The 21,076-nt window shown below is 64.8% G+C and carries 16 protein-coding genes; 9 read left to right on the forward strand and 7 right to left on the reverse strand.

Going from position 1 to position 21,076, the window contains the following annotated elements; all coding sequences use genetic code 11:
• Positions 1-13 precede the first annotated feature (13 nt).
• The gene (locus tag QCE63_RS24075; protein ID WP_309836523.1) at positions 14-424 is read left to right on the forward strand and encodes a hypothetical protein; all 411 of its coding nucleotides are present in this window, start codon (positions 14-16) and stop codon (positions 422-424) included.
• A gap of 147 nt (positions 425-571) precedes the next feature.
• Here the strand turns inward: QCE63_RS24075 and QCE63_RS24080 are convergent, their stop codons facing one another.
• A complete protein-coding gene (locus QCE63_RS24080) occupies positions 572-1,324 on the reverse strand; it encodes a FadR/GntR family transcriptional regulator (protein WP_309837320.1) in 753 nt (250 codons plus the stop codon).
• A 553-nt stretch (positions 1,325-1,877) separates the two neighbouring features.
• Between QCE63_RS24080 and QCE63_RS24085 the strand changes: the two genes are divergently transcribed.
• Positions 1,878-2,303, forward strand: coding sequence for a hypothetical protein (locus QCE63_RS24085; RefSeq protein ID WP_309836524.1), 426 nt, complete (start codon positions 1,878-1,880; stop codon positions 2,301-2,303).
• 45 nt (positions 2,304-2,348) lie between these two features.
• Here the strand turns inward: QCE63_RS24085 and QCE63_RS24090 are convergent, their stop codons facing one another.
• Entirely contained in the window at positions 2,349-2,603 is a 255-nt protein-coding gene (locus QCE63_RS24090) for a hypothetical protein (RefSeq protein ID WP_309836525.1), read from the reverse strand.
• A 255-nt stretch (positions 2,604-2,858) separates the two neighbouring features.
• Between QCE63_RS24090 and QCE63_RS24095 the strand changes: the two genes are divergently transcribed.
• The gene (locus QCE63_RS24095) at positions 2,859-5,474 is read left to right on the forward strand and encodes an excinuclease ABC subunit UvrA (RefSeq protein ID WP_309837321.1); all 2,616 of its coding nucleotides are present in this window, start codon (positions 2,859-2,861) and stop codon (positions 5,472-5,474) included.
• On the opposite strand, the gene QCE63_RS24100 is transcribed toward QCE63_RS24095, so the two are convergent.
• Positions 5,465-6,049 carry a YdcF family protein gene (locus QCE63_RS24100; RefSeq protein WP_309836527.1) on the reverse strand — a complete coding sequence of 195 codons (585 nt, stop codon included), beginning with the start codon at positions 6,047-6,049 and terminating at the stop codon, positions 5,465-5,467. The genes QCE63_RS24095 and QCE63_RS24100 overlap by 10 nt on opposite strands.
• Positions 6,050-6,609: 560 nt before the next feature.
• Here QCE63_RS24100 and QCE63_RS24105 point away from each other — a divergent pair.
• The 5 genes from QCE63_RS24105 to QCE63_RS24125 all read left to right on the forward strand — a co-directional run bounded on the left by QCE63_RS24105 (position 6,610) and on the right by QCE63_RS24125 (position 12,724).
• Positions 6,610-6,861: an acyl carrier protein gene (locus QCE63_RS24105; RefSeq protein WP_309836528.1), complete on the forward strand. Its 252-nt coding sequence runs from the start codon at positions 6,610-6,612 to the stop codon at positions 6,859-6,861.
• Positions 6,858-8,111, forward strand: coding sequence for an acyl-CoA dehydrogenase family protein (locus QCE63_RS24110; RefSeq protein WP_309836529.1), 1,254 nt, complete (start codon positions 6,858-6,860; stop codon positions 8,109-8,111). Before QCE63_RS24105 ends, QCE63_RS24110 begins: the two co-directional genes overlap by 4 nt.
• Positions 8,112-8,115: 4 nt before the next feature.
• On the forward strand, positions 8,116-9,183 hold the full coding sequence (locus QCE63_RS24115; RefSeq protein ID WP_309836531.1) for an amino acid--[acyl-carrier-protein] ligase: 1,068 nt from the start codon (positions 8,116-8,118) through the stop codon (positions 9,181-9,183).
• On the forward strand, positions 9,180-10,184 hold the full coding sequence (locus QCE63_RS24120; protein WP_309836533.1) for a DUF1839 family protein: 1,005 nt from the start codon (positions 9,180-9,182) through the stop codon (positions 10,182-10,184). The genes QCE63_RS24115 and QCE63_RS24120 overlap by 4 nt, the downstream gene beginning before the upstream one ends.
• Before the next feature lie 68 nt (positions 10,185-10,252).
• A complete protein-coding gene (locus QCE63_RS24125) occupies positions 10,253-12,724 on the forward strand; it encodes a glycosyl hydrolase 2 galactose-binding domain-containing protein (RefSeq protein WP_309836534.1) in 2,472 nt (823 codons plus the stop codon).
• On the opposite strand, the gene QCE63_RS24130 is transcribed toward QCE63_RS24125, so the two are convergent.
• The 3 genes from QCE63_RS24130 to QCE63_RS24140 are packed head-to-tail and all read right to left on the reverse strand — an operon-like array spanning position 12,719 to position 16,405.
• Positions 12,719-13,660 carry a Gfo/Idh/MocA family oxidoreductase gene (locus QCE63_RS24130; protein WP_309836535.1) on the reverse strand — a complete coding sequence of 314 codons (942 nt, stop codon included), beginning with the start codon at positions 13,658-13,660 and terminating at the stop codon, positions 12,719-12,721. The genes QCE63_RS24125 and QCE63_RS24130 overlap by 6 nt on opposite strands.
• A gap of 34 nt (positions 13,661-13,694) precedes the next feature.
• Positions 13,695-14,624, reverse strand: coding sequence for a dihydrodipicolinate synthase family protein (locus QCE63_RS24135; RefSeq protein ID WP_309836536.1), 930 nt, complete (start codon positions 14,622-14,624; stop codon positions 13,695-13,697).
• Positions 14,625-14,671: 47 nt separating this feature from the next.
• Positions 14,672-16,405 carry an IlvD/Edd family dehydratase gene (locus QCE63_RS24140; protein ID WP_309836537.1) on the reverse strand — a complete coding sequence of 578 codons (1,734 nt, stop codon included), beginning with the start codon at positions 16,403-16,405 and terminating at the stop codon, positions 14,672-14,674.
• A gap of 121 nt (positions 16,406-16,526) precedes the next feature.
• On the opposite strand from QCE63_RS24140, the gene QCE63_RS24145 reads away from it, so the two are divergent.
• Complete coding sequence (locus tag QCE63_RS24145; RefSeq protein ID WP_309837322.1) at positions 16,527-17,501, forward strand: LysR family transcriptional regulator; 975 nt, start codon at positions 16,527-16,529, stop codon at positions 17,499-17,501.
• Here the strand turns inward: QCE63_RS24145 and QCE63_RS24150 are convergent.
• A complete protein-coding gene (locus QCE63_RS24150; protein ID WP_309836538.1) occupies positions 17,465-21,007 on the reverse strand; it encodes an indolepyruvate ferredoxin oxidoreductase family protein in 3,543 nt (1,180 codons plus the stop codon). The genes QCE63_RS24145 and QCE63_RS24150 overlap by 37 nt on opposite strands.
• Positions 21,008-21,076 lie beyond the last annotated feature (69 nt).

Consider the following 21,076-nt stretch of genomic DNA (forward strand, 5'->3'; position numbering starts at 1 on the left):
AGGGAGAACATCCATGTTGCTGTCCGACGAAGAACTGGCGCGTCTGCAGGACGTCGCCCCTTTTCTGATCAGCGAGGCACGCGGCGCGCTGGAGGCTGAAGCGCCTTATAAGGTGAGCGCCGAGCTGGCGTCGCATCTGCAGCCCGGCTTGCGCATACGTGCGCCCGGTTCGCCGCAAACCGCTGCGGACCCTGATGTGCCGCCTTATGCGATCGATCTGTTCGTGGGCTTGCCGTTGAGTGAACTGCGCGCGCTCTCGCATGCCGATGAAGCCGCGCGCAACGACGCCCTTGCACGTTTCGGCGCGGGCTTCTCGCCACGCCTGCTGCGCGCCATTGCAAAGATGGCGCCGCACGAGATCGATCTCGCTGTGGGCGTGCAGAGTGCAGCCGGCACGCTCTCGGTCATGCTTGACGAGGCGTAGTGCGCAGGCGGGTGACGCGTTCAGCCGTTTCCGGCATGGCGATGGTCAGGAACCCGGGCGCGATCGTGCCCGGTGAGAAGAAACAAGCCGTGATGGTGCATCGAACGCAGGCTCGATCGCGGCGTTCCGGCTTGCATGCGAGGCCGCTCAGGCCTCCTGTGCCTTGCCCGAAGCCTCGTGCGCACGACGCAAGCGCTCGCGGCTGTTCGACAGATGCATGCGCATCGCGGCGCGTGCGGCTTCGGGATCACGACGCTCGATGGCGTCGAAGATATCTTCATGCTCGCGGTTCACGCGATCGAGATAGCTGCCGGGATCGTGATGAGCGAGCGCCGCGGAGTTGACCCGTGTGCGCGGAATGATGGTGTTGCCGAGCTGGCTCAGGATGCTGTGGAAATAGCGGTTGCCCGTGGCCTTCGCGAGTTCGAGATGGAAGGCGACATCGGCGGTGACCGCGCTGCTCTCGCCCGCTTCGATCAGCCGTTCGAACTCGTCAAGCGCGCGACGCATCTGCGCCAGATTCTCGTCCGTGCGACGCATCGCGGCGAGGCCGGCCGCTTCGGCTTCAAGGCTGATGCGCAATTCGAGAATGGCCATCACGTCCCGCACGGTGAGATCGCCCGCGGCCTCGATCTGGAACCGGTCGTGATCGCTTGCCTCCAGTACGAAGGTGCCGATGCCATGCCGCGTCTGCACGAGACGCGCGGCCTGCAAGCGCGAGATCGATTCACGCACGACCGTGCGGCTGACGCCGAGCTGCGCCATGATCTCCGATTCCGTCGGCAGTTTGTCACCGGGCTGAAGTGCGCCGCTGCTGATGCGCTCTGACAGTTCAGCGACGACTTCCTCGGTCAGATTGCGGGAGCGGCGCAGCGCGCCGGACGACAGTGCTTGTGACATGGATGGGCCGGTCATGAATATGCTCGATCGCTCATTATAGGGCGCAAGACAGCTTGTACGATGACTGATCGCTCACGCGGTTTTTGTATGCATCGTGCAGCATGCCAACCTTGCGACCGTTCCCTGGCCTGCGACAAATCGCCCATAAAAACCTTGTGTTTCAAGCGATTAGGGCCGCATCAAACCGTTGATAATCGGCCCTTTGCGGCGTAAAGTTCATGTGCCGCATGAAGTGAACGCGCGTTGGATCGCTGTAGGCGAATCCGGGTTTTGGTCGTGCCGGCCCACGACCATCGGCCCTTGCGTTCATTCGGTCGTCAGGCTCGCCTATCCCGGTCCGCATCCGTTGGATTTGCCATCTCCTCGCGCTCCAGCGAGCCCGAAAACGGTTTTTCCGGCGTGTTGCGGCTGCGCCCTTGTGCGCGGCGCCCTGTGCCTCTCGCACTTTTCCTGATCCCTCAGGGCGACAACCGGTATGAACCCGTGTTCACAACCGCTCGCTTCACGGCGATACTGAATTCGTGGCACCGAGGCAGCAGCAAGGAGACAAGTAATGATGCGAGAAGTAACCGGAGCGTTTTTCGGCTCCCGCAAGCTCGACGAGGCACTCGAGGACCTCCGCGCAGAAGGCATTGCGGGTGACCGCGTCCGCGTGGCCAGCATGACCGGCTTTGCGGACTTCCACAGTTCGGTGGTGCAAAGTGCGGCGGCGCAAAACCAGTGGATCTCAGCCGAATACGCCGGTCACGGCGAACATCTCGGCGTGGTCGATACGCATGAGTACCCGTTCGGTCTCGACATTACCGGCGACGACATTCTTCCGTCGTTCGGCGCGGACGGCGGCGACGCCGATACGCTGTGCGGCTTGACGCGCGTGATCGTCAGCATTCGCGATGAGGCCGAGATGCGCGCCGTCTGCGACATCTTCTCGCGCCTCGGGACCGACGACATCGATATCGAAGGCGTCGCAGCAGCCTGAATCATTCCGCCCGGACGCACGCCCTGCGGTGCTCCACCGGGCCCATTACTGCGCGTTCGACGGCGCGGGCCTGGCCTTCTTCTTGTGCTTGAAGTGCAAGCCCTGCCGCGTACTGCCCGGCATGGACGTATTGTCGCCTCCGGCCGTGGGTCCGGCAGTCGCCGCGCCATGCGCATTGCCGCCGCCTGAGCCGCCATTGCCGTTCCCGCCCGATTGCGCCATCGCAGCGCTCGACACGCCCATGGCCAGACTCGCCGTCAGCGTGAGCAGGATCTTCAATCCGCTTGTCTCTGATTTCATGCCTTTGCCCCTCTGATCAGTTCATCACTGTCCTCAACGAGCGACGACGTCCACGCCATCCACGCGCGACATTCCCGCGCGCATTCTGCATTCAACATGCATAACGCAAAATGCCATCCGGCATATGGCATGCTGCATGCAATCAATTCGCGGCTTCGCCGCGTTCACAGCGTTTGCCTCGAAATCAACATCACTTTCGCCATGGATGTTCGCAAAGCCAACCACGCTGTCGCCACGCGCGACGCCGCCGCCGATATGTCCAAAGCAGGTTTCGTGCGCGTTCGCGGCGCGCGTGAGCACAACCTGAAAAACGTCGATGTCGACGTCCCCCGCGATGCCCTCGTGGTCTTCACCGGCGTATCGGGTTCTGGAAAGTCCTCGCTGGCATTCGGCACGCTTTACGCCGAAGCACAGCGCCGCTACTTCGAATCAGTCGCGCCGTACGCGCGTCGGCTCATCGAACAGGTCGGCGTGCCGCAGGTCGATTCGATCGAGGGCCTGCCGCCGGCTGTCGCGCTACAGCAGCAGCGTGGCGCGCCGAATGCGCGTTCGTCGGTAGGCAGCGTGACGACCCTGTCCAGTCTCGTGCGCATGCTGTACTCGCGCACAGGCAGCTATCCGCCGAAGCAGCCCATGCTCTACGCGGAGGACTTCTCGCCGAACACCGTGCAAGGCGCATGTCCCGTCTGCCATGGTCTCGGACGCGTGTACGAGGTCACGGAGAAGTCGATGGTCCCCGACGATACCCTCACCATTCGCGAGCGCGCCATCGCCGCGTGGCCGCCCGCCTGGCACGGCCAGAACCTGCGCGATATCCTCGTGACGCTCGGCTATGACGTCGACACGCCCTGGCGCGATCTGCCCAAGAAGGACCGTGACTGGATCCTCTTCACCGAAGAGCAGCCGACCGCACCGGTCTATGCCGGCCTCACACCGAAGGAAACCCGCGCGGCGTTGAAGCGCGGCGCGGAGCCGAGCTATCAGGGCACCTTCACCGGCGCGCGTCGCTACATCCTGCATACCTTCGCCCACACACAAAGCGCGCTGATGAAGAAGCGCGTCTCGCGCTTCATGGTGGGCAGCGACTGTTCTTCGTGTCACGGCAAGCGGCTGAAGAAGGAAGCGCTCTCCGTCACCTTCGCGGGACTGGACATCGCCGACTTCGCGCATCTGCCGATGAACCGTCTCGCCGACCTGCTCGCGCCCATCGCGCGCGGCGACTGGTCCGCGCAGGCGCAGCCGCATGGCGAGACATTGGGCAAGGCCGCCCGCAGCGCAGCGACCGCCCGGCGCGTTTCGGCCGGCGGTTCGGCGCACAAGGCGGCGCCCGATGTGCGCCGCACCGCGAATCTCTCGGACGAAAAGCGTGCCGCTGCTGAACGCATCGCCGACGAGTTGCTGGAGCGGTTGCGGACCTTGATCGATCTCGGTCTCGGTTATTTGTCGCTCGACCGTGCGACTCCAACGCTCTCGTCTGGCGAGCTGCAACGGCTGCGGCTGGCCACGCAACTGGCATCGCAGCTGTTCGGCGTCGTGTATGTGCTCGACGAACCCTCGGCGGGACTTCACCCTGCGGACAACGAGGCGCTCTTCGTCGCCTTGCAGCGTCTCAAGGCCGCGGGCAATTCGCTGTTCGTCATCGAGCACGATCTGAACACGATGCGCCGTGCCGACTGGCTCGTCGATGTCGGCCCGGCGGCGGGCGAAGGCGGCGGTCACGTGCTGTACAGCGGACCGCCTGAAGGCCTTGCAGCAGTCGATGCCTCACAGACCCGCGAGCATCTGTTCGCGCAGCATCGTGCAGTCGAACGCGAGCCGCGCCGGCCGCGTGGCTGGCTCAAGCTTGCGCGCATCGAGCGCAATAACCTCAACGGTGCCGATGCCGCCTTCCCGCTCGGCGCCTTCACGACGGTCACCGGCATCTCGGGCTCGGGCAAATCGAGCCTCGTCAGTCAGGCATTGCCTGAACTCGTCGCCGAACACCTCGGACGCGCCCTCGACGACGCCACCGAAGACGAAGCCGACCCATTGCTCGCCGCACCGGACACGCCCGCCGGCGGAAGCATCGTCGAAGGCATGGAGACGATCCGGCGTCTCGTGCGCGTCGACCAAAAGCCCATCGGCCGCACGCCGCGTTCGAATCTCGCGACCTATACCGGCCTGTTCGATCACGTCCGCAAGCTCTTTGCGGACACCCCGAGCGCGCGCAAGCGCCGCTATGGCGCAGGCCGCTTCTCCTTCAATGTCGCCCAGGGACGCTGCCCCACCTGCGAAGGCGAAGGCTTCGTCAGTGTCGAGCTTCTGTTTCTGCCGAGCGTGTACACGTCATGCTCGACCTGCCACGGTTCGCGCTATAACCCGCAGACGCTGGAGATCGAATGGCACGGCAAGAACATCGCGCAAGTGCTGGACATGAGCGTCGACGCCGCATGCGCTTTCTTCGCCGATGAACCGGGCATCATGCGCGCCCTCGCGGTGCTGCGCGACATCGGACTCGGCTATCTGCGCCTCGGTCAGCCGGCCACTGAACTATCGGGCGGTGAAGCGCAACGCATCAAGCTCGCCACGGAACTGCAGCGCGCCCATCGCGGCGACACGCTCTACATCCTCGACGAACCCACCACCGGCCTGCATCCCGCCGACGTGGACCGCCTGATGCGCCAACTACAAGGCCTGGTCGATGCGGGCAACACGGTGGTCGTCGTCGAACATGACATGCGCGTAGCCGCGCATTCTGACTGGGTCATCGACATGGGCCCGGGTGCGGGCGAGGACGGCGGCAACGTGGTCACGACGGGCGTTCCCGACGAAGTCGCCCGGCATGCCGAAAGCCGCACTGCGCACTATCTGAAAGAAGCGCTTCAACGCTGAGCGCCGGGCTGCACTCCCGGATACAGCCCGATCCAGTGCCACAGGTGAAAGCGCACGATCCCGATCAACTCATGCAGCGCAAAGTTCGAATCGATCCATCCTTCAGGATGCGGCACCCACCATGATTTGGGATTTCGTATGAAGGCCACGCCGGGCTGCGGATCGATGCCGAACACCTGAAAAGCCAGCAGCGCGCGCTGCATGTGCAGGGATGACGTGATGAGAATCGACGTGTCGTATCGTCGCGACCGTAGGATTTTCTCCGTATTGCGCGCGTTGGCATAAGTGTCGAGACTCGTGTTTTCGAGGATCAGGTCGCGGCGCTCAACGCCCCGTTCAAGCAGCAAAGGTCCGATGACATCCGCTTCGCTTTGCTCGTGACGCTGCGGATTGCCGCCGCTCACGATCACAAGGCAGTCCGTTTCGAGTGCGCGGCAGCGTCGGTACAGCGATGCGCCCAAATCCACGCGGGTGATGCTGTCGCCTTTCGGAATCAACTGCCGATTGCGGTCGTAGTCTGTCCCGCCGCCAAGCACGATGATGACCGTGCGCGGGCCGAGACGCGGTTCGGTCATGACGGCATGCCCGTCGTTTGCAAGCCTCACCAACGGTCCGGCCAGCCAGCTCCCGAGCAGCCAGAAGAATGCGCATGCCGCCAGCAGGATAGCTATGCGGCGTTTCTTCCACACGACAAAAAGTGCGACGAAACCCACCAAAAAGGAGAACAGTACCAATTACCTTTACCCCGTAGTCATGTTTTCAAATGCCTTGCAGTCTCGCATAGTTTTTGCAAGGCGCATGTCAGCGGAACCTGCAGGACTTACCTGAAGTACGGCAGGGGCCAGTCTGAAGGATTCACGCGAATCGCTGCGTGCTGGATATCGCACATAGCACGCTGTTGCTCTTGAAGGTCCACCGTGCGCCATCGCACGGACGTCCCGGCCTCGTAATTCGTTAAATACGATCAAACGACAAACAAGAAGGTGAGTGCGAGGGCTCTCGTGAAATCGTCTTCACGAAAGTGAACAACACCACCCCGACTTCGCTCCGGAGCGAAGGCGACATTCGACCACCACGCTACGTCGCCGTCCGGATTTAATGCACCGTTGGCCGGGTACAAGGGAAAACACAGACAATGAAAACTGAATTGCGCCGCATCCTCGCCGAGTCCGCTCGGCTCGACGTGCCTGTCGACACGCTCTCCGACAGCGACGACCTCTACGCCGCCGGTCTCTCATCGCTCGCCACGGTTCACGTGATGCTCGCGATTGAAGACGAGTTCGGGATCGAGATTCCCGATCACATGCTCACGCGCCGGCTCTTCTCGAGCGTCGATTCACTCGCGGCCGCCGTCGAGGAGTTGCGCCGCTCGCAGGCGGACGCATGAACGCGCCCGCTCAGGAGCTCGAGGCGGCGCAACTGGCACAGAGCATGAACGCACGTAGCGAAAGCGCGTTGATCGATGCTGCAAAGCGTGTCGCCGCAGTCGCGGCCCGGCACGCCGACGCAGTGGATCGTGAAGCGCGCTTTCCTGCGGAAGCGGTCGCTGCGATGCGCGAGGAGCGTCTCTTCTCCGCGATGGTGCCGACGGAACACGGCGGCGACGGACTCTCGCTGACCGGCGTGGCCCGCCTGTGCGAAGCCCTTGCCCAAGGCTGCGCCTCATCCGCGATGATCTATGCGATGCATCAGAGCCAGGTCGTGTGCATCGTCGATCATGGCGCGAACGTGCCGTGGCAGCGCGCGTTTCTCGCACGCATGGTGAACGAGCAACTGCTGCTCGCGTCGGCCACGTCCGAAGAGAACATCGGCGGCAACATGCGGACGAGCGCATGCGCGGTCGATCTCGTCGACAACGCGTTCCAGATCGAGAAGATGGCGCCGACCATTTCGTACGGCACCTACGCGGACTGCATTCTCGTGACGGCGCGCCGTCATCCGGATGCGCCGCCTTCGGATCAGGTGCTGATCGTCGCGCCGCGTGAAACGTTCACGCTCGAACAGCGCGGCACGTGGGACACGCTGGGCATGCGCGGCACGTGCAGCCAGGGCCACCGGCTCACGGCAAGCGGCATCGCCGAGCAGATCCTGCCCGCGCCGTTCTCGAAGATCGCCGACGAAAGCATGCTGCCGGTATCGCACACGTTGTGGTCGTCGGTATGGTGCGGCATTGCCTGCGACGCGGCGAACCGCACGCACCAGTTCTTCCGCAACCAGGCGCGCGGCAAGCCCGCCCTGCCTCCGTCGGCGGCGCGGCTCTCGCAGATCATCACGCTCATCAAGATGATGCAGGCGCGTCTGCGCGAATCGCTCGCGAACGTCGAGGCCGCGAGCGCCGAGCGCGCCATTCGCCGGGCCACGCAAGGTAATGACGACGACGCGCCGCTCACGGCGTCGATCGGCATCAACGCGGACCTCAACATGCTCAAGCTGGCGATTTCGCAGTCGGCGCTGCAAGTGGTGCAGGAGACGCTGATGATCTGCGGCATGGCCGGCTACAAGAACGACACGCCGTTCAGCGTGGGACGCCATCTGCGCGATCTGCACTCGGCGCCCCTCATGATCAGCAACGACCGCATTGAATTGAACACGGCGAACCTGCTGCTTGCGCAGCGCGCCGCAACGGGAACCCTTTGACGCTATGAACATGCCGACAGAACAGGCCGCCATGATGCAGGCCGAAGCACAAGCTCAAACACAAGAGACGCAGGCACCGTACGACAAATCGGACCTGACCTTGCGGGATCGTTTGATGGAAGCCGGGATCCTCATCGATACCGGCGAAGACGGCCTCTACGGCCGCAGCGAAGTATTCGAGGACATCGTCGAACGTCTGAACCAGGCGATCACGCTGCTCGGCGCCGACCAGCACGCCGAAGTGCTGCGCTTCCCGCCGGCCATGCGCCGCCGCGACTTCGAAGACAGCGAGTACCTCAAGAGCTTCCCGAACCTCGCCGGCACGATCCATTCGTTCCAGGGCAACGATCGCGGGCATCATCGCCTGCTCGAAGCGCTGGACAAGATCGTGCATGTCGGCGAAGAAGAAGAACGCTCCGACGACTGGATGGATCAGCAGAAGCCCACGCGCCTCGTGCTCACGCCGGCCGCATGCTATCCGATCTATCCGCTGGTCGCGAAGCGCGGCAAGCTCGCCGCCGACGGCGCGATCTTCGACGCCTTCTCGTACTGCTTCCGTCACGAGCCGTCCATCGATCCGGGCCGCATGCAGATGTTCCGCATGCGTGAATACATCCGCGTGGGCAGCCCCGAGCAGGTGATGGCGTTCCGTCAGAAGTGGATCGAGCGCGGCTCGCTGCTGATCGAACTGCTGGGCCTGCCGTATGAGATCGATCTCGCCAATGACCCGTTCTTCGGCCGGGGCGGCAAGATCGTTGCGGACAGCCAGCGCGAGCAGCAACTCAAGTTCGAACTGCTGGTGCCCGTCGCGACGCCCGACCGTCCCACCGCGTGTCTGTCGTTCAATTATCACCAGGACCACTTCGGCGAGCTGTGGCACATCAGCCAGGCCGACGAGCAGGTCGCGCACACGGCCTGCGTGGGCTTCGGCATGGAACGCACGACGCTTGCGCTGTTCCGCCATCACGGCCTCGATGTCAACGCCTGGCCGGAGCAGGTGCGCCAGCTGCTGTGGGGCGACAAGGCCGCGCTCATCGCCCAGGGTCTCGACAAACTGGGTAGCCGGGCATGAACGCACGCTCGCCGGCTGATGCCGTGACGGACACGTCCGCGCCCGCGCCTGGCGAATATCGCCAGCACGCGCTGCATCGCGACGAGCGCGTGTGGCTGGAGACGAACTGCTACGTCGATTTGTGGATCGAGCTGCTGCATCACTACGGCTGCGATCCGCACGCGGCGCTCAGTTTCACCGTGACGCAGGACTTCGAGGGCGATCAGTTCACGTTCCCGAAGTTCTCGCTCGACGATATCGCGCGGCTCTACGGCCTCCAGGCCCAGGAGCTCGCGATCTACGACACGGTCGAGGCGCACGTGCAGGAGCAGACGAAGCGCGGCCAGATCGTGGTCGCGGAGATGGATTCGTACTGGCTGCCGGATACGCGCGCAACCGCCTACCGGCAGACGCATACGAAGACGACCATCGCCATCGACGCCATCGACGCGCAGGCGAAGCACATCACGTACTTCCACAACGCGGGGTATTTCTCGCTGTCCGGCGAGGATTACGACGGCGTCTTCCGTCTGACGCCCGGTCTCGCGGGCGACGTCCAGGCGCTGTTCCCTTATGTCGAGTTCGTGAAGCGCGCGCGCGATCCGCTGCAAGGCGAGGCGCTCGTGCAGCGTTCGGTGGAACTGCTCAAGCTGCGTTTGCAAGACCGGCCCGCGTCGAATCCGGTGGCGCAATGGCGTGCGGCGTTCCCCGAGCACATGCGTGCGATGCTCGAACGCGACCCGTCTTACTACCACCTCTACACGTTCAACATGATGCGTCAGATCGGCTCGAACTTCGAGTTGCTGTCGAAGTATCTCGGCTGGCTGAATGCACATGGCGTGGACGTGCCGGGCGAGATCCAGGCAAGCGCCCAGGCGCTTGCGAGCGAAGCGATGGTCATGCAGTTCCGTCTCGCGCGCGCCCGCATGCGCTCGCGCACCGACCTGTGCGAAGACTGCCTCGAATCGATGCAGACCTCCTACGACAGGGTCATCGAGCCGCTCGCCGCGCGCTTTCTCTGAAGACCGAAGCCGCGTCGCGATGACGCGGCTTCGTCATCGTTCTCTCATTCCATTCACGAGGAAGAGTCATGCACGTCTCGCTCGCGCTCGCGCACGCGCCGCGACGCCTCGCCGACGGCTGGCAATGCGTGAGCACGCCCGCGAGTGCATGCGCGACGCCGGCTTCGCTCGACACGCAAACACACTGGATCGACGCGCCAGTGCCGGGCACGGTGGCTTCCGCATTGCGCGCGACCGGCGTGAAGGACGAAGCGCTGGCGCAGCCGTTCGCGCATGCGGACCATTGGTATCGGCTGAAGCTGAGCGGTCACGGCCGCCGCCGGCTGCGCTTCAATGGCCTCGCAACCATCGCCGAAGTCTGGCTCGATGACGTCAAGCTGCTCGACTCGGATTCAATGTTCATCGCGCATGATCTCGATGTCGAACTGAAGGGCGAGCATGTGCTTCATCTGTGCTTCCGCTCCATCGCCCCCGCGCTTGCCGCGAAACGGGGCCGTGCGCGCTGGCGTCCGAAGCTCGCACAACCGGCCACCTTGCGCAACGTGCGCACCACGCTGCTCGGTCACATGGCGGGCTGGTGCCCGACGATCCAGCCTGCCGGACCGTGGCGCGCGGTGGAACTGATCGGGGAAGCGCAGGGCTGTATCGAGTCGATCGACATGCGCTCCCGCGTGGAAGGCAGCGACGGCGTGCTCGATGTCACCGTCCGCTTCTTTCATGCGCAGGAGGCCGCGCCCGTGCGGCTCGAATGCGGCGAGGCCCATGCGGTCATGCAATGGCAGGACGCGCATACGCTGACCGGCCGCGTGCAGATACCGAACGTGCGCCTGTGGTATCCGCATACGCATGGCGAACCCTTTCTCCATGCAGTGAAACTTGGCGACATCGCGCTGGGCGAGATCGGCTTTCGCACGATGCATGTGGATCGCGGCGCGGATGGCCAGGGCTTTCAGCCGGTCGTGAACGGCGTGCCCGTGTTCGTGCGCGGTGCGTGCTGGACCTCGGCGGATATCGTCGCGCTCGATGCGCCGCGCGAAAAACTCGAAGCCCTCTTCGCGCTGGTTCGCGACGCGGGTCTCAACATGATTCGCGTGAGCGGCATCACGCTGTACGAGTCAGACGCGTTCTACGAACTCGCGGACCGTTACGGCGTGCTCGTCTGGCAGGACTTCGCGTTCGCCAACTTCGACTATCCCGATGACGAAGCCTTTCGCCTGAGCGTGCAGCGTGAAGCCCGCCAGTTCCTGGCGCGCACGCGGCGCTTTGCTGCACTGGCCGTGCTGTGCGGCGGAAGCGAGGTGCATCAGCAGGCCGCGATGCTCGGTCTGCCCTTCGACGCCTATCAGCAACGCCTGTTCACCGAGTGGTTACCCGAGGCAATTGCCACGGAGCGGCCCGACGTCGCCTATGTCGTGAACTCGCCGAGCGCCGCACCCGGTGATACCGAGTCGATGCCCTTCGGCACGCGCGGCGGCATCACGCATTACTACGGCGTGCCCGCGTATCAGCGTTCATTCGACGACATTCGCCGGGCGCAAGTCCGCTTCGCCTCGGAGTGTCTGGCATTCGCCAATGTGCCCGACGATGTCGCGTTGCGCGCACTGCCGAATCCGCGCGCGCACGAGCCGCGCTGGAAAGCCGGCGTGCCGCGCGATCCGGGTTCCGCCTGGGACTTCGACGATGTGCGCGAGTACTACATGCAGTCGCTCTATCGGCAGGACGTGCCGCGCTTGCGTTATGAGAATCCGGAGCGCTATCTGGAGTTGTCGCGCGCGGTAGTCGCCGATGTGATCGGCGCCGTGTTCTCCGAATGGCGCCGGCAAGGCTCGACCTGTGCGGGCGGCATCGTGTGGAATCTGCTCGATGTGAGACCCGGCGCGGGCTGGGGTGTCATCGACGTGCTCGGCGCGCCCAAGAGCGCGTTGCATGGCCTCGCGCGCGTGCTGCAACCCGTGCAGGCGCTGCTGCTCGACGAAGGGCTCGAAGGCCTCGACGTGCATCTCGTCAACGAGACGGCGCACGAGATTCGCGGGCGTGTGGAACTGGCGTGTCTGCGTGAAGGGTCGGTCAAGGTTGCGGGCGGTGCGTGCGATGTCGTGCTGCCCGCGCGCAGCGTCCAGCGCATGTCATCGAACCGGCTGATTGGCGCCTTCTTCGACAGCGCGTATGCGTATCGCTTCGGCCCGCGTGCGCATGATGTCACGCACGTGATCCTGCGCGATGCCGACACCGGCGAAACCTTGTCCGAAGCCTTCCATTTCCCGGATCCTTCAATCGGCGAGCGGCGCGACATCGGCCTCAAGGCGAGCGTGGAGAAAGACGGGGACGGCTGGAGTCTCGTGATTGAAACCGCGCAGCTGGCGCGCTGGGTACACATTGATGACCCGGACTATCGCGCGCGCACCGACTGGTTTCATCTCGCGCCGGGCCAGCCGCGACGCATTCCGCTCGTGGCGCGGCACGCGAATGTGCGCGCCGCGCCGGAGGGCGATGTGTGCGCGGTCAATGCTTCGCGGAGCGCGCCTTATCGGGCGTCATGAACGCCCGAAAGCCTCGGTGCCGACGATGCGCCCATTCAGGAACGCATCGGCGACGAGACGCAGCGGGCGCACGTCCACGTCGCTCGTATTCGTCGCGATGAGTTCATGAAAGCGCTCGTACAGCGCGGGATATTCGCGCTCCGGTCCCACCTCGATCTCCTTGCCCGCAATGGCGAGCCGCTTGCCGCCCTCACGCAGCGACAGACGGCCGCCCTCCGTGTCGATATCGATGTCCCATTCCTCGACAGGCCCATGACGCCAGTCGAACACCGCGCGCACCGGTGCGCCATTGCTCGCGACGCAATCGAGTTCGGCCGCGATGGGCGTGGCGGTATCGGCGGGCGTGGTCAGCGTCGCCCCGCGCAATGCGACCTCATGCGGCAGGATGCCGGTCACGATGGAGAGCGCGTTGATGCCGGGATCGAACACGCCGAGACCGCCCGGCTCCCAGATCCATTCTTGTCCCGGATGCCAGCGCCGCACGTCCTCTTTCCAGCGCACTTCCACTGAACGCAGCGCACCCGCTTCCCGCGAAGCGAGCCATGCACGCGCCGGTTCCACGGCCGGGGCCGCGCGAGAATGCCACGTCGCGAACAAGGTACGGCCGCGCGCCCGGGCGATCTCATGCAAGGCCTCGACCTCGCTCACGCTCGCGCCCGGCGGCTTCTCCAGCATCACATGCTTGCCGGCTTCGAGCGCGGCGCGCGCCTGTTCATAGCGCACTTGCGGCGGCGCGCACAGCGACACCGCATCGATCTCCGGCTCGGCAGCCAGCAACTCGCCGATATCCCGATAGTTCCGCACGCCATCCACGCTTGCATGACGGCTGGCGCACGCGACGAGCTCGAACCCTGGCTGGGCGGCAATGGCGGGCAGATGCTGATCGCGCGCGATCTTGCCGATGCCGACGACACCAAGCCGAACGACTGCATTCATATCCTGTCTCCTATGCTGAAGGCGTCACGATACCCTAGCGGGCCCAGCGCAACACCAGCGGATCGAGACGGCGCGCGATGGCGATGAGTTCGTCGCGCGTTTCGCGTCCCATCGCAGACAGCGGATGACGCGGCGCATCGCACGCGATCACGCCGCCTTCCTTCATCAGCGCCTTGGTCGCCAGCAAGCCGGCCTGACGGTTCTCGTGATTGATGAGCGGCAGCCAGCGCTGATAGAGATCGAAGGCATCGTCGGTGCGCCCCTCGCGATGCGCGTCGATGATCGGCCGAATACCGTCTGCGAAGCCGCCGCCCGTCATCGATCCGGTCGCGCCCGCGTTCAGATCGGCGAGCAGCGTGATGGCTTCCTCACCGTCCCACGGACCTTCGATGGCTTCGCCGCCGAGGCCGATCAGCTCGCGCAGCTTGTTCGCCGCGCCCGGCGTTTCGATCTTGAAGTACGACACCTGCTCGATCTCGCGCGCCATGCGCGCCAGGAAGGCCGCTGAGAGCGGCGTGCCGGCGGCGGGCGCGTCCTGGATCATCACGGGGATCGTCAGCGCATCCGAGAGGCGCGCATAGAACGCGTAGATGGCGCTCTCGGGCACGCGGAAGGTCGCGCCGTGATACGGCGGCATGGCCATGATCATTGCCGCGCCAAGCGCTTGCGCGCGGCGGCTGCGCTCCACGCACACGCGCGTGCCGTAGTGCGACGTAGTGACGATCACCGGCACGCGCCCCGCCACATGCTCGAGGATCGTGCGCGTGAGGACGTCGCGCTCGTCGTCGGCCAGCGAGAACTGCTCGGAGAAGTTGGCAAGGATCGCCAGACCATCCGAGCCCGCGTCGATCATGAAATCCACCGCGCGCTTCTGGCTCTCCAGATCCAGTTCGCCGCTTTCGGTGAAGGTTGTCGGCACGACCGGAAAGATGCCGCGATAACGTGGGTTCGCGTGACGGCTCATGCTGGCGTCCTCATGGTCTCGGGTTCTTCAAACGCACTCAAACGCACTCAGTGTGAATGTCTCGGCACCGCCGCGCCGCGCATGCCGACGAGGAAGTCGAGGTCGCAGCCCTCGTCCGCCTGCAGCACGTGATCCACATACAGCCGCTGATAACCGCCTTCGCCATGCGAGCGCGGCGGCTTCCGGTCGCTCATGCGACGCGCCAGTTCCTCTTCAGCGATGTCCAGATGCAGCGTGCCGGCGTCGCAATCGAGTTCGATCCAGTCGCCGTCGCGCACGGCTGCCAACGGCCCGCCTGCCGCCGCTTCAGGCGCCACGTGCAGCACCACGGTGCCATAGGCCGTGCCGCTCATGCGGGCGTCGGAGATGCGCACCATGTCCTTGATGCCCTGACGCAGCAGCTTCGGCGGCAAGCCCATGTTGCCCACTTCGGCCATGCCCGGATAACCCTTCGGTCCGCAGTTCTTCAGCACGAGCACGGAGTCCTTGTCGACATCGAGCGATTCATCGACGATGCGTTCCTTGTAGTGCTCCAGGTCCTCGAACACGACGGCGCGGCCGCGATGCTTCAGCAGTTCCGGCGTGGCGGCCGAAGGCTTCAGCACCGCGCCGCGCGGCGCGAGATTGCCGCGCAGCACGCGGATGCCGCCGTCCGCGATCAGCGGATGATCCAGCGTGCGGATCACTTCGTCATTGGTGATGGGCGCGGTCTTGACGTTGTCCCACAGGGACTTGCCGTTGACGGTCAGCGCGTCCGGATGCGGAATGAGCCCGGCTTCGCCCAGTCGCCGCAGCACGGCGGGCAATCCGCCCGCGTAATAGAACTCTTCCATCAGGAAGCGCCCTGACGGCATCAGATCGACGATGGTCGGCGTATCGCGGCCAATGCGCGTCCAGTCCTCGAGTTCCAGCGGCACGCCGATGCGCCCCGCGATCGCCTTCAGGTGAATCACCGCATTGGTCGAACCGCCGATCGCCGCGTTGGTGCGGATCGCGTTCTCGAACGCCTCGCGCGTCAGGATCTTCGAGAGTGTGAGACCTTCCAGCGCCATCTCCACGATGCGGATGCCCGACATGTGCGCGAGCACGTAACGGCGCGCATCGACAGCGGGGATCGCCGCGTTGTGCGGCAGCGAGGTGCCGAGCGCTTCGGCCATGCACGCCATGGTCGAGGCGGTGCCCATGGTGTTGCAGGTGCCCGCCGAGCGCGACATGCCCGCTTCCGCCGACAAGAACTGATGCAGGTCGATCTCACCCGCCTTCAACGATTCGTGCAGTTGCCACACCGCCGTGCCCGAGCCGATGTTCTTGCCATCGAGCTTGCCGTTGAGCATCGGACCGCCGGTCACGACGATCGCCGGAACGTCGCAGCTGGCCGCGCCCATCAGCAGCGCCGGCGTGGTCTTGTCGCAACCCGTGAGCAGCACGACGGCATCGATGGGATTGCCGCGGATCGCTTCTTCCACGTCCATCGCGGCGAGGTTGCGCGTGAGCATCGCGGTCGGGCGCAGGTTCGATTCGCCGTTCGAGAACACCGGAAACTCCACCGGGAAGCCGCCCGCCTCGTAGACGCCGCGTTTCACATGCTCCGCGACCTTGCGGAAGTGCGCATTGCACGGGGTGAGTTCGGACCAGGTATTGCAGATGCCGATGATCGGCCTGCCGTCGAATTCATGGTCCGGAATACCTTGGTTCTTCATCCAGCTTCGGTACATGAAGCCGTTCTTGTCATTGGTGCCGAACCATTGCGCGGAGCGCAGCTTGGGCTTGGGGGCGGACATGTGTCTCTTCCGTGTCAGTTCGTTATGCGCCCGAGTGTATGCCTGCGGGTGATAATCTACTAATGAAAAGATGGACTTCATCGATAACCATCCCGGCATTAGTAATAACCCGAATTCATTCATGAACACGAGTGTCTCGAACGTCCGCAACCACCTGAAGACGCGCCAGCTTTTATTGATCGCGGCGCTTGCGGAGGAAGGCAATATTCATCGCGCGGCGGCGGCGCTCAACATGACGCAGCCGGCGGCATCCAAGACCCTGCGCGAGCTGGAAGAAGCGCTCGGCGTCACGCTGTTCGACCGCGAGCCGCGCGGCGTGCGGCCCACCCTGTATGGCGAAGCGATCATCCGCCACGCACGCGCCGTGCTCGGCAGTCTCGACCAGGCACAGGAAGAACTGCTCGCGTTGCAGTCGGGACGGCTCGGGCATGTGAGCATCGGCGCGATCACGTCGCCCGGCGTGCGGCTGCTACCGGCCGCCGTTGCGGCGGTCAAGCGCCTGCACGCGGACATTCGCGTGTCGGTCGAGATCGACGGCAGCAATGCGCTGCTCGAACGTCTCGCACAGGACAAGCTCGACATCGTGATCGGGCGCCTTTCGGCCGAGCATGACAACGTGCAGTTGCGCTATGCGCCGCTCGCGGGCGAACCGGCGCGCGCCGTGGTGCGCGCGGGGCATCCGTTGCTCAAGAGAAAGACGCTGGCGCTCGCCGACGTGCAGCAGGCCGCGTGGCTCGTGCCGCCGGCCGGCAGCGTGCTGCGGCATCGCTTCGACCTGATGTTCCAGCGCGCCAGCCTCGCGCCGCCGTCGAACGTGGTCGAAACGGCAGCAATCCTGTTCGTCACGCAACTGCTCGAACAGAGCGACATGATTGCCGTGCTGGCGGAAGACGTGGCGCGCTATTACGCGCGCCATCGGATCGTCGAGATCCTGAACTTGTCGATGGATTGCCGCATGGATGACTATGGCATCGTCACGCGGGCCGACCGCCTGCTCACGCCCGCCACTGAAACCATGGTGCGCGCGCTGAAGGCGGCCGCGCTCGACGTGTATGGCGCTCAGGCCGTCGCTCTGGACTCCGCCGGCGTGCGATAGCCTGCGAGCAGCCGCTCGCGCTTGACCTGCACCGCTGCCATGTTGCGCTCCTTCACATGGCCGAAGCCGCGAACTTCATCCGGCAGCTTTGCGAGTTGCAAAGCCGTATCGAAGCGCGCTTCGTCGAGCGTTGCGCAGAGTTCATCGGCCAGCGCGACGTAGTCCGCGATCAACCGGCGTTCGGCGCGGCGTTCAGCGGTCTTGCCAAAGACATCGAACGGCGTGCCGCGTACACCTTTGAGCCGCGCGAGCGCCCGGAACGCATGCAGCGTCCATCCGCCGAAGCGCCGCTTGACGAGATGACCGTGCTCGTCGCGCTTCGCGAACAGCGGCGGCGCGAGATGGAACGACAACGCGTAGTCGCGGCCCGGCTCGCCTTCAAACTGGTCGCGCAGCTTATCGAGCCATGCCGGGTCCGCATAGAGGCGCGCCACTTCGTATTCGTCCTTGTACGCCATCAGCTTCGCGAGGTTGACCGCGACCGCGCGCGTCAGCGGCAGCTTGGCATGGCCGCCCAGGCGTTGCTCCTTGTCGCGGATACGTTCGACCACATCGCGATAAGCGCGCGCATACGCCGCGTTCTGATACGCCGTCAGCAGGGCTTCGCGCGTGGCGATCACGTGTTCCAGCGACTCCGGCATCTTCAGCACGATGGTCTGCTGGCCCGCATCGAGCAAGCTGCCCACGCCGTGTTGCGCCACGTAGCGCCCCCAGCCGAACGCCAGCCCGTTCTTCTCCACCGCCACGCCGTTCAGTTCGATGGCCCGCTTCAGGCTCGCCAGTTCCAGCGGCAGCCAGCCCTTCTGCCACGCGAAGCCCAGCAACAGCGGATTCGCATAGAGCGTGTCGCCGAGCAGCTTCAAGGCGAGTGCATTGGCGTCGATGAACGCGCAGCCCTCGCCCATGCTTTCCGACAACGCCTGTTCCGTCTGCGCGCCCGGGAAGCGCCAGTTCGCGTCAGTGATGAAATCGGCCGTCGGCGTTGCGCCGCTGTTGATCGCTGCATGCGTGATGCCGTGCCGCGTGCGCGACAGCACGTCCTTCGACGCCGACACCACCGCGTCGCAACCGATCACGAGCCGCGCTTCGCCGGTCGCAATGCGCGTCGCGTGCAGCGCCTGCGGCGTGGGCGCGATCTGCACATGGCTCAGCACCGCGCCGCCTTTCTGCGCGAGGCCGGCCATGTCGAGCACGGTCACGCCCTTGCGTTCGAGATGCGCGGCCATGCCGATCAATCCGCCAATGGTCACCACGCCCGTCCCGCCGACGCCCGTCACGAGCACGCCATACGGCTTCGCCAACTCGGGCAGCGCAGGCAAGGGCAGCGCATCGAAGTCGGGCGTCGCGCCCTTCGCTGCGCGCGGCTTCCTGACCTGCGCGCCCTCGGCGGTCACGAAGCTCGGGCAGAAGCCCTTCACGCACGAGAAGTCCTTGTTGCACGCCGACTGATTGATCTTGCGCTTGGTGCCGAGCGGCGTGTCCAGCGGCTCGACCGAGAGACAGTTCGACTGCACCGAGCAATCGCCGCAGCCTTCGCACACGGCGTCGTTGATGAACGCGCGACGGGCCGGATCCGGATAGGTACCGCGCTTGCGACGCCGGCGTTTTTCGGTGGCGCAGGTCTGGTCGTAGATGAGGATCGTGGTGCCCGGCGTGTCGCGCAATTCGCGCTGGATGCGGTCCAGTTCATCGCGATGATGCACGTTCACGCCTTGCGGCAGCACGACGGTCGCATCGTACTTCTCCGGCTCGTCCGTCACGATGACGATGCGCTTCGCCCCCTCCGCAAACACTTGATGCGCGATCTGCGGCACCGTCAGCACGCCATCGACGGGCTGGCCGCCGGTCATCGCCACCGCATCGTTATAGAGAATCTTGTAGGTGATGCTCGCGTTCGCCGCAATCGCCGCGCGCACCGCCAGCAGGCCCGAATGAAAATACGTACCGTCGCCGAGATTGACGAAGACGTGCTTGTCGCCCGAGAAATGCATCTGGCCGATCCACGCCACGCCCTCGCCGCCCATCTGGCTGAAGGTTTCCGTGTTGCGGTCCATCCACATCGACATGTAGTGACAGCCGATCCCCGCCAGCGCGCGCGATCCCTCGGGCACGCGCGTCGAGGTGTTATGCGGACAACCCGAGCAGAACCACGGCTTGCGTTCGGCCTCCACGCGCGGCTTGCTTGCTTCGCGCTCCTTCGCCTCGATGGTCGCGACCCGCGCCAGCATGCGCGCGCGCACATCGGCGGGAAGGTCGAGATGCGCAAGACGCCGCGCGACCGCCTTCGCGATCAGCGCCGGCGAGAGTTCGTGATGCGCCGGCAATAGCCAGTCGCCACGCGGCACCGACCATTCGCCGCCTTCGTTGTTGCGTTCGTCGAACTTGCCGTAGATGCGCGGACGCACATCCTCGCGCCAGTTATAAAGCTCTTCCTTCAGCGCGTATTCGAGGATCTGCCGCTTTTCCTCGACCACGAGAATCTCTTCCAGACCCGTAGCGAACGCGCGCGCGTCCTGCGCGTCGAGCGGCCACACGCAGCCCACTTTCAGCACGCGCAGGCCGATCTGCGCGCAGGTCGCGTCGTCGAGGCCGAGGTCGATCAGCGCCTGGCGCACGTCGAGATAAGCCTTGCCCGCCGTAATGATGCCGAAGCGCGGCGTGGGTGAATCGATCACCACGCGGTTCAGCTTGTTCGCGCGCACGTAGGCGAGCGCCGCATACCATTTCTCGTCGAGCAGGCGGGCTTCCTGCGCGAGCGGCGCATCGGGCCAGCGGATGTTGAGACCACCTTCCGGCATCGAGTAATCGACGGGCGTGACGATTTGCACGCGGTCCGGATCGAGATCGATCGACGCAGTGGACTCCACCACGTCGGTCACGCATTTCATCGCCACCCAGAGGCCCGAGTAGCGGCTCATGGCCCAGCCATGCAGACCGTAGTCGAGGTATTCCTGCACGTTCGACGGATACAGCACCGGCATGCCCGCCGCAATGAACGCGTGATCCGACTGATGCGCGACCGACGACGACTTCGCCGCATGATCGTCGCCCGCGAGCACTAGCACGCCGCCGTGCGGGTCCGTGCCGGCCGAGTTCGCATGCTTGAAGACGTCGCCGGTGCGGTCCACGCCCGGCCCCTTGCCGTACCACATGCCGAACACGCCGTCGCGCGTGGCGCCTGGCCACAGGTTGATCTGCTGCGTGCCCCAGATTGCGGTAGCCGCGAGATCCTCGTTCACGCCCGGCTGGAACACGATGTCGCGTTCCTTCAAATGCGCTTTTGCCTTCCAGAGCGACTGATCGAGCGCGCCCAGCGGCGATCCTCGATAACCCGAGACGAAGCCCGCCGTATTCAGCCCTGCCCGCCGGTCGCGCGCTTTCTGGAGCATCGGCAGACGCACCAGCGCCTGCGTGCCGCTCAGGTAGACACGGCCCTGCTCCAGGGTGTATTTGTCGTCCAGTGAAACGTCGGCCAGGGCCAGCGCAGCGTGATCGGGTGCATTCATGGGGGTTCGTCTCCAGATTCTCGGGATTTTTGATTTTTCCCGAGTATAGGAAGCGGCCTCGTTATCGTA

This window comes from Caballeronia sp. LZ065, from assembly GCF_031450975.1.
GTDB lineage: Bacteria > Pseudomonadota > Gammaproteobacteria > Burkholderiales > Burkholderiaceae > Caballeronia.

What these genes read in the sequence shown, in the direction of transcription:
- QCE63_RS24075 (WP_309836523.1), top strand. Translation starts at nt 14, where the DNA reads ATGTTGCTGTCCGACGAAGAACTGGCGCGTCTGCAGGACGTCGCCCCT.
- QCE63_RS24115 (WP_309836531.1), top strand. Translation starts at nt 8,116, where the DNA reads ATGAACATGCCGACAGAACAGGCCGCCATGATGCAGGCCGAAGCACAA.
- QCE63_RS24150 (WP_309836538.1), bottom strand. Translation starts at nt 21,007, where the DNA reads ATGAATGCACCCGATCACGCTGCGCTGGCCCTGGCCGACGTTTCACTG.
- QCE63_RS24125 (WP_309836534.1), top strand. Translation starts at nt 10,253, where the DNA reads ATGCACGTCTCGCTCGCGCTCGCGCACGCGCCGCGACGCCTCGCCGAC.
- QCE63_RS24140 (WP_309836537.1), bottom strand. Translation starts at nt 16,405, where the DNA reads ATGTCCGCCCCCAAGCCCAAGCTGCGCTCCGCGCAATGGTTCGGCACC.
- QCE63_RS24095 (WP_309837321.1), top strand. Translation starts at nt 2,859, where the DNA reads ATGTCCAAAGCAGGTTTCGTGCGCGTTCGCGGCGCGCGTGAGCACAAC.
- QCE63_RS24130 (WP_309836535.1), bottom strand. Translation starts at nt 13,660, where the DNA reads ATGAATGCAGTCGTTCGGCTTGGTGTCGTCGGCATCGGCAAGATCGCG.
- QCE63_RS24080 (WP_309837320.1), bottom strand. Translation starts at nt 1,324, where the DNA reads ATGTCACAAGCACTGTCGTCCGGCGCGCTGCGCCGCTCCCGCAATCTG.
- QCE63_RS24110 (WP_309836529.1), top strand. Translation starts at nt 6,858, where the DNA reads ATGAACGCGCCCGCTCAGGAGCTCGAGGCGGCGCAACTGGCACAGAGC.
- QCE63_RS24145 (WP_309837322.1), top strand. Translation starts at nt 16,527, where the DNA reads ATGAACACGAGTGTCTCGAACGTCCGCAACCACCTGAAGACGCGCCAG.
- QCE63_RS24085 (WP_309836524.1), top strand. Translation starts at nt 1,878, where the DNA reads ATGATGCGAGAAGTAACCGGAGCGTTTTTCGGCTCCCGCAAGCTCGAC.
- QCE63_RS24090 (WP_309836525.1), bottom strand. Translation starts at nt 2,603, where the DNA reads ATGAAATCAGAGACAAGCGGATTGAAGATCCTGCTCACGCTGACGGCG.
- QCE63_RS24135 (WP_309836536.1), bottom strand. Translation starts at nt 14,624, where the DNA reads ATGAGCCGTCACGCGAACCCACGTTATCGCGGCATCTTTCCGGTCGTG.
- QCE63_RS24120 (WP_309836533.1), top strand. Translation starts at nt 9,180, where the DNA reads ATGAACGCACGCTCGCCGGCTGATGCCGTGACGGACACGTCCGCGCCC.
- QCE63_RS24105 (WP_309836528.1), top strand. Translation starts at nt 6,610, where the DNA reads ATGAAAACTGAATTGCGCCGCATCCTCGCCGAGTCCGCTCGGCTCGAC.
- QCE63_RS24100 (WP_309836527.1), bottom strand. Translation starts at nt 6,049, where the DNA reads ATGACCGAACCGCGTCTCGGCCCGCGCACGGTCATCATCGTGCTTGGC.